General features: G+C 69.0%; 7 protein-coding genes. 3 read left to right on the top strand and 4 right to left on the bottom strand.

Going from position 1 to position 6,854, the window contains the following annotated elements; genetic code table 11:
- On the bottom strand, positions 1-600 hold a 600-nt coding region (locus AB0O00_RS25675; RefSeq protein ID WP_363655521.1), incomplete at its 3' end, for a GMC family oxidoreductase N-terminal domain-containing protein.
- 346 nt (positions 601-946) lie between these two features.
- Between AB0O00_RS25675 and AB0O00_RS25670 the strand changes: the two genes are divergently transcribed.
- Both AB0O00_RS25670 and AB0O00_RS25665 read left to right on the top strand, forming a co-directional pair.
- The gene (locus AB0O00_RS25670; RefSeq protein WP_363655522.1) at positions 947-1,666 is read left to right on the top strand and encodes an alkaline phosphatase family protein; all 720 of its coding nucleotides are present in this window, start codon (positions 947-949) and stop codon (positions 1,664-1,666) included.
- Positions 1,651-3,279: a recombinase family protein gene (locus tag AB0O00_RS25665; RefSeq protein WP_363655519.1), complete on the top strand. Its 1,629-nt coding sequence runs from the start codon at positions 1,651-1,653 to the stop codon at positions 3,277-3,279. The genes AB0O00_RS25670 and AB0O00_RS25665 overlap by 16 nt, the downstream gene beginning before the upstream one ends.
- A 203-nt stretch (positions 3,280-3,482) precedes the next feature.
- On the opposite strand, the gene AB0O00_RS25660 is transcribed toward AB0O00_RS25665, so the two are convergent.
- From AB0O00_RS25660 to AB0O00_RS25650, 3 genes are all read right to left on the bottom strand, one after another.
- Complete coding sequence (locus AB0O00_RS25660; RefSeq protein WP_363655517.1) at positions 3,483-4,958, bottom strand: replication initiator; 1,476 nt, start codon at positions 4,956-4,958, stop codon at positions 3,483-3,485.
- Positions 4,959-5,122: 164 nt separating this feature from the next.
- Positions 5,123-5,428: a hypothetical protein gene (locus AB0O00_RS25655; protein WP_363655515.1), complete on the bottom strand. Its 306-nt coding sequence runs from the start codon at positions 5,426-5,428 to the stop codon at positions 5,123-5,125.
- The gene (locus tag AB0O00_RS25650; protein WP_363655513.1) at positions 5,425-5,796 is read right to left on the bottom strand and encodes a hypothetical protein; all 372 of its coding nucleotides are present in this window, start codon (positions 5,794-5,796) and stop codon (positions 5,425-5,427) included. The genes AB0O00_RS25655 and AB0O00_RS25650 overlap by 4 nt, the downstream gene beginning before the upstream one ends.
- A 226-nt stretch (positions 5,797-6,022) precedes the next feature.
- Between AB0O00_RS25650 and AB0O00_RS25645 the strand changes: the two genes are divergently transcribed.
- Positions 6,023-6,778 (top strand): GntR family transcriptional regulator, encoded by a 756-nt coding sequence (locus AB0O00_RS25645; RefSeq protein ID WP_363655511.1) that lies wholly within the window; start codon positions 6,023-6,025, stop codon positions 6,776-6,778.
- The last annotated feature ends 76 nt before the right edge of the window (positions 6,779-6,854 follow it).

Genomic DNA, 6,854 nt, shown 5'->3' with positions numbered 1-6,854 from the left:
GGCGTCGGCCGCGCTGCACCGCAGGCCGCCACGCTGCGTCACCTGGTAGCGCCCGACGCCGAACTGCGTCGCGCCGTTGAAGTCGTCGTTCGCCTTGTACCCGGCCTGTCCGGCGGCCTGGATGAACGCCGACGCGAGCGGGTGCCCGGAGCGGCCGTCACTGACGGTCAGCGGCCCGCCGACGCCGTGGAACTCGTCCTCGCCGCGCTCGTTGTCCTCCGCGTACCGGAAGTACGGCAGCACCTCGCCGTACGACCAGCCGGTGGCCCCGGCCGCCGCCCAGCCGTCGTAGTCGGCGCGGGCACCCCTGACGTAGATCATCGCGTTCAGCGAGCTGCAGCCGCCGAAGGTCCGGCCGCGGGGCAGGTAGACCCGCCGCCCGCCGAGGCCGGGCTCCGGATCGGTGTCGAAGTCCCAGTCGACGTCCGACTTGAACAGCTGTGGGAACGCGACCGGCACGTGGATCTCCCGCGCGGTGTCCGGCCCGCCCGCCTCGACCACCGCCACCCGGACGTCCGGGTCCTGCGACAGCCGTGCGGCCAGCACGCAGCCTGCCGAACCGGCGCCGACGATGACGTAGTCGTACGTGCTGCCTGGCATGCCAACCCCTTTGAGAGAAGGACCTGTTGGCCCGGTACGCGCGCGCCGGTACCGAGCCGGTCGGCCAGTATCCGCTCTCGCCGCGTCCCGTCATAGACGGCGAATCGGTCAACCCGGGTGCGCGGGCCGGAGAGCCGCTGCGGCGAGGCTTCCGCGAACCGTCGGCCGCGTGTAACTTCTCCGCCACCCGGCTACCGGCCGGTAGCCATCTGACTGCCCGACAGTCGCCGCTGCCGGATCGTCCGCCGGAGTTGTCCATACTTCTCGGAGGCCTCACGTGTCCCCTGCCAGCAGTCGTGTCACCCGCCGCACCTTCCTCGGCTCGGCCGCCGCCCTCGGCGCGGCCATCGGCCTGGACGCCGCCCTGCCCGGCGCGGTGTCCAGCGCCTCCGCCGCCCCGACGGGCACGATCCGCGACGTCAAGCACGTCGTGGTGCTCATGCAGGAGAACCGCAGCTTCGACCACTACTTCGGCGCGCTGAAGGGCGTGCGCGGCTTCGGCGACCGCACCGCGATCCAGATCGCGGGCGGCACCAGCGTGTTCAACCAGCCCAACGGCAGCGGCCGGCAGTACCCGTGGCAGCTCAGCAAGACCAGCACGTGGTGGTGGGGCGTCAGCGGCGAGCAACTCGCCCAGTGCGACGGCTCGCTCGACCACTCGTGGTCCACCCAGCACCAGGCGTGGAACAACGGGAAGATGGACTCCTGGATCGCCGCCAAGGGCTCCGACAGAACCATGGGGTTCATGGCGCGCGAGGACATACCGTTCCACTACGCGCTCGCCGACGCCTACACCGTCTGCGACGCCTACCACTGCTCGATCCTGTCCGCCACCGGCCCCAACCGCACCTACCTGTGGTCCGGCCAGATCGACCCGGCCGGCACCGCGGGCGGCCCGGCCTACGACGGCGGCGACGAGAAGGGCCTGCGCTGGCAGACCTACGCCGAGGCGCTGCAGAACGCGGGCGTCAGCTGGCGCGTCTACCAGAACGCCGGCGACAACTACGGCGACAACGCCCTTCAGCAGGTGGGTAGATGTAGTTTTGACTCATGGGCGATGAGCTGATTCGGCAGGTGCAGTGGGGCAAGCTCGAAGGTCAGAACTGGGCCGGCTTGACCCGCCTCTCAACGGAAGAGGAAGAGGGGGAGCTGACCGACACCACAGCGTCAGGGAAGGCTAAGAAGTATCTGACCGGCAAGGACATCAAGAGTCGCGACGAGCAGGAGAAGGACGACCGAGAGTTCGTCGAGAGTCGCGGGGGCAGGTACGTCTACACCTACACCGAGCCGGACACCTCGGCGTGGAAGCGCCGACGGGTGCGACTGCCTGACGGGCAGGTGGCCTATCGGGTCGTGCGGCCCGTGTTCGAAGGCGCGCTGAAGGATTTGAAGGAGCGTCGGGCGCCCAACGGCGAGCGCATCGACGGTTTGATCGTCTACGACATCGACCGCCTGACGCGTGATCCGCGCCACCTCGAAGACGCCATCGACGTGGTGCAGCGCTACGGTGTGCCGATCATCGACATCACCGGCAGCCTGGATCTTCTGACCGACAACGGGCGCGCCATGGCGCGGGTCATCACCGCCATGAACAACAAGGCGTCGGCGGACACCTCCAGGCGCGTCAAGCGCAAGCACAGTGCCATGCAGAAGCAGGGGATTCCGGGTGGGGGGCCTCGCCCGTTCGGCTGGCAGGAGGACCGCCGGACACTGGACGAGCTTGAGGCGTGGCTGCTGCGTCGCGCGGCGAAGAAGTTGCTCGCGGGCGGTGTGTGGTACCAGATCGTCACGGGGTGGACCAGCGATGGAATCCTCACGGTCAGCGGGAAGCCCTGGACCGTGCAGGCACTCAAGAAGGTTCTGAGCAATCCCCGGATCTGTGGTTACCGTTCACGCACCGTCGTCGAGTTCGACGAGGAGACGGGGACGGAGAGCACGCGCATGGTCATCGTGTACGACGACGAGGGCAAGCCGGTGAAGGGTCAGCATCAGCGGATCTTGACAGTCAAGCAGTGGGAGGCGATCTGCGCTCTCATCGAGGCCAGTTCCGAACGCGGCACCGGCCACAACACGCGTAAGTACCTCGGCACCGGGACGCTTCGGTGCGGCAAGGACGACTGCGGTGCGAAGCTGCGCGCGATGAAGGCCTCTCCGAGCCAGAAGAAGCCGGAGGGCTACCACGTCTACCAGTGCCCCAACAAGGCTACCGGACGGGGCTGCGGGGGCGTGCGGGTCGGCGGTCCGGAGACCGATGAACTGATCCGCAAGCTGGTGATCGCCAAGCACCAGGAGGAGAGCGAGCAGCGAGGTGCCGTGACCGCCGGCGAACCCTGGCCCGACGAGCACAAGTTGGCCAACGTGCGCGAGGACATCGCGGACGCCAAGCAGGCCCGCAGGGAACGGAAGATCAGTGCCGAGCGGTACTACAAGGATCTTGCCGAGTACGAAGCCGAGGAACGCCGCCTGATGAAGCTGCGCAACATCTGGCAGCGCAGGATGAACGCACTCCAGGGCCAGCCCATCGACGTGGCAAAGGAGTGGGACCGCCCGGACAACACGCTCGCCGAGAAGCGCGCCTACGTCGAGCGGACGTTCACGGCCATCCTGGTCCTGCCCGTCGGCCGAGGCAGCCGCACGCCGCTACGCGACCGGTTGGCCCCGATCTACAACGAGTCGTAGCCGGGACCGCCCGAGTTCACGAAGGAGGGGGGACACGGCGGGGCGGTTCACCGTTCTCGACCTTTATGGCGAGAACCGTGTTCATGCGCCGCCACTTCTCATCCGACCACTTCGGGGCCCGCCGGGCCTGCTCTCTCGCCCAGGCCCAGTCTTGATCATCAGGGCTCGGGCCAGGGCCATCGGCGGGCGCACACCCCACGACATCATCCGTCATGGTCCGCCCCCGTGTGCCGGCCCGCGTCAGCCCCCCGGGGTCCTCGCCGCGCCCCACCCACCCACCCATGGGCTAGGTGGTCACGGGCGATCTCGCGGGTCTGCTGAAGGTCGGCGGCGATACCCTCAGCGATCAACGCCTCACCGGGCCGGTGACCCGCGCCCGCGAACCGCCAGCTGCCCACGGTGAGTTCGTGCTCACCAGCAGAGGCGCCCCTGGCATGGTCGCCGCGCTCTTCCCGCAGCCTGCGGAACGTCGTGGAGTAGGCCCGGGTTTTGGTGAGGCAGTGGCCCCGGTAGCCGAGCATGTGAGCCCAGGCCCGAAGGCGCAGGTGTGCCAGCTCCGGCAGAGCGCCCAGCCGCCAGCACACCCCGACGAGCGCCCGCATGTGAGCGGACAAACCCAACGACCGGATCTCCTCCGCGCTCGTCACCCGCCGGTCAACGCCGCCGGCCAGCTCCGCGCCCTTGGTCGTGTACTTCGCCACGTACGCGGCCACACGGTCACCGGTGATCCCGGTGTCGTCCCCGCCGCCGATCTCGTGGACGTCGAACTGCACGCCGAACCGCAGCAGCCGTCCGCCGTAGGCCGCCGATTCGGGGGCCGCCAGCGAGACCGCCGTTACCGCCGTGCGTACCGCCTCCAGCAGCACGCCGACCGTCGCCCACGGCGGGGGCTGTTCAGCGGAACCGCCCGGACCGTCGAGGCGCACAACGGCGTGGAAGTGGACCACGCCGCGCCGCTGGTACTCCGCGACCTTCACCGCCGACGCCCGCAGCACACGCCGAATCCTCGAACGGCTCACCGAGCCCAGCGCTGCCAGATGGTGGTACAGGTTGTCGGTGTAGGCCTTCCACAGCGCGCCCGCGTGGGCGTTCCACAGCACGTGCCCCGGGTAGTCGTAGCACTCGGCGCACAACGGCTCGCCCACCAGACGCCCACCGTCCGGGTGGATACGGCCGCAGCCCAGTGGATTGCCGTGCTCGCACACATCGGCACGCGCGCCATGACAGCGGCCCGCGCGGTGCACCCGCCCGAAGGACGGCGCCGTCAGCGTGAGGAACACCAGCGGATGCGAGCCCACCACGACCGGGACACCCTTCCCGCCGGCCAGACCCGCGTGCACGAGATGCCAGCTGTCGCCTTGATGCAGCCACGAGCAGGGCCCGCACCGTGAGGAACGGCGGTTCCGGCAGCGCAGCGCCAGCCGTTCCCCGGGCTCCGCCGCCGTGCTGTACCGGCGCACCATCTCACCTGACGTGGCGCTGAACGTGGCGGACGCTCCGGTCAGGTACACCGGACGGGCGCATCCGCCGGTCGCGGTGATCTGCTCCAGCCACCGCGCCAGCCCCGGCATTTGACCCAGACGGACCAGGTCTCGATCAACGTCGCCCAGATTTCTCAGCCGCTCGTCCCGGGCCAGGAATTCACGACGTGCCGCATCGCTCTCATACGGATTGTTCATGGGGGATGTCTCCAGGGAAGGACGGGCCGCCCCGGCCACACCAGATACAGCCCGGTGTGGCCGAGGACGACGGACGACGGGGACCGGACGGCCCGTGGTCGACTCACGCGAACTCCAGTTCGACTAGGGGGCGGGGGAGTGGGTCAGGCCCGTGACGAACCACGTCACGGCCGCCGCGATCGGGTCGGCGAGATGGGTTTGCGCCAGGTAGAAGCCGAGCACCCCTCACCGACACCACCGCCGTCCAGGTCCAGCGGCGGCAGCTCGATGCCGTTCTCCGCTGCCAGGTTGCACAGCTCCGTCTCCAGGTCCCGCGCCAGCGCGGCGGCGTCCTGCGCCATCTGCGCGATGATCGCGAACAGGAACCGGTACGTGCCCCAGTCCAGATCCGGTGCGATCTCCGCCGCCAGGTCGCCGAGGTCGTTCAACCTCTCGCGCAGGTCCCGCCAGTCACGAGGTCTGCCGCTCACTTCGTGCTCCCGCCGGCGGTGCGCGGGTCGGCCCCCGAGTTCGGCTTGGACGGGGCGGTGACGGGGACCACCGAGGCCGCGCGGAAGGACAGGCCCATGCGACGGTTCATCTCCCACCAGAAGGCCTCCAGGCCCACCAGTCGAACCGCCTGCCCGACCTCCACACCCACCGGTTCACCCGACACGGCGACCTCGATCAGCGCCGTCTTACGACCTTCGGGACGGACCGCGACGCCCACCGTCCACACCGGCAGCCCGTCCCGGTCGGCCTTCACCTGTCCCGTGTCGGGATCCGTCTTCTCCTCCACCGACACGCACAGCGCGCTGCCCAGCCGCGCCGCGTCGAGCGGCAAGTTCTTCAAGGTCATGTCCCTCTCACTCCTCCCCGAACGACCGCCCGGTAGGTCAGTCGTCATGATGAATTTCGTGGGAGGTCGATGATGAGCGCACTTGACTCCGGGCGCAAGGGCATTCATCCTGACGACTGCTGAATTCTGGTCGCCGCAAGGGGCTTGAGCAGCGGCAACGGGAAACAAATTTCTGTTTGATAACGGACCTGACGGCTACGAACGAACCGTCATCAAGGGGGCCCAAGTGGCGGCAGTGAGAGGACAGGCGCTCTACAAGCAGGTCGCGCGCGAGATGCGCAAGGCCATCGCGCGCGGCACGTGGCGACCAGGCGAGCAGATCCCGACGGAAGACAAGCTCACCGCGCTCTACCAGGTCTCCCGACCCACCGTCCGTCAGGCCGTCGCCGAACTCCGGGCGGACGGCCTGCTCGACGTCCAGCAGGGACGCGGAACCTTTGTCAGGGGTCCCCAGCCGGAACCCGAAGCGACCATCCTCGTCGAGCGCACGGTTCTGTGCTTCGGCGACCAGTACCACTGCCCGGCCGGATGGCACGACGCGGAAGAGCCCACCGTCTACCGCGTACGCCTCGAACCCAGCGCGGCGGAGCTGCTGAACACGGAGGAAGGCGAAGCCGCCTACCTCGTCCAGCGCCTCTACACGCACGAGTCCAGCGGAATCCGTGCCCGCTACACGGCACTTCTGCCCATGGAACAGATCACCGGCACCCTCCTGGCCCACCAGCCCGAGGTGTTCAACACCGACGCGTACGCGGCACTGGCCGCAGCGCACGGCGCGATCGAGTGGCGCGAGGGCGTCAGCGCCCGCATGCCCAACCCCGACGAGCGCGCCGCCCTGCACGTGCCCGAAGGGGTGCCCGTGCTCGTGTCCCAGCGCATCACCCAGACCCAGCAGGACGTTAAGCCGCTCATGCTCGAAACCCTGACCATGACCGCAGGTGCAACCCAACTGACGATCACTCACCGGCCGGTGATCCGGTAGCCGACCCTGTCGAAAACGTTCTTCACTTACTCAAGAGGCGGCGCGATGCGCCGCCGGTCGGCCCGCCGCCCCGGCC

It is taken from the genome of Kitasatospora sp. NPDC093558, from assembly GCF_040683475.1.
Lineage (GTDB): Bacteria > Actinomycetota > Actinomycetes > Streptomycetales > Streptomycetaceae > Kitasatospora.
Note: the sequence above shows the minus strand (reverse complement) of the source record. Positions and strands in the feature narration are given on the sequence as shown.

Excerpts from the sequence above, each read along its gene's own strand:
- AB0O00_RS25665 (WP_363655519.1), top strand. The coding sequence starts at position 1,651 with ATGGGCGATGAGCTGATTCGGCAGGTGCAGTGGGGCAAGCTCGAAGGT.
- AB0O00_RS25660 (WP_363655517.1), bottom strand. The coding sequence starts at position 4,958 with ATGAACAATCCGTATGAGAGCGATGCGGCACGTCGTGAATTCCTGGCC.
- AB0O00_RS25650 (WP_363655513.1), bottom strand. The coding sequence starts at position 5,796 with ATGACCTTGAAGAACTTGCCGCTCGACGCGGCGCGGCTGGGCAGCGCG.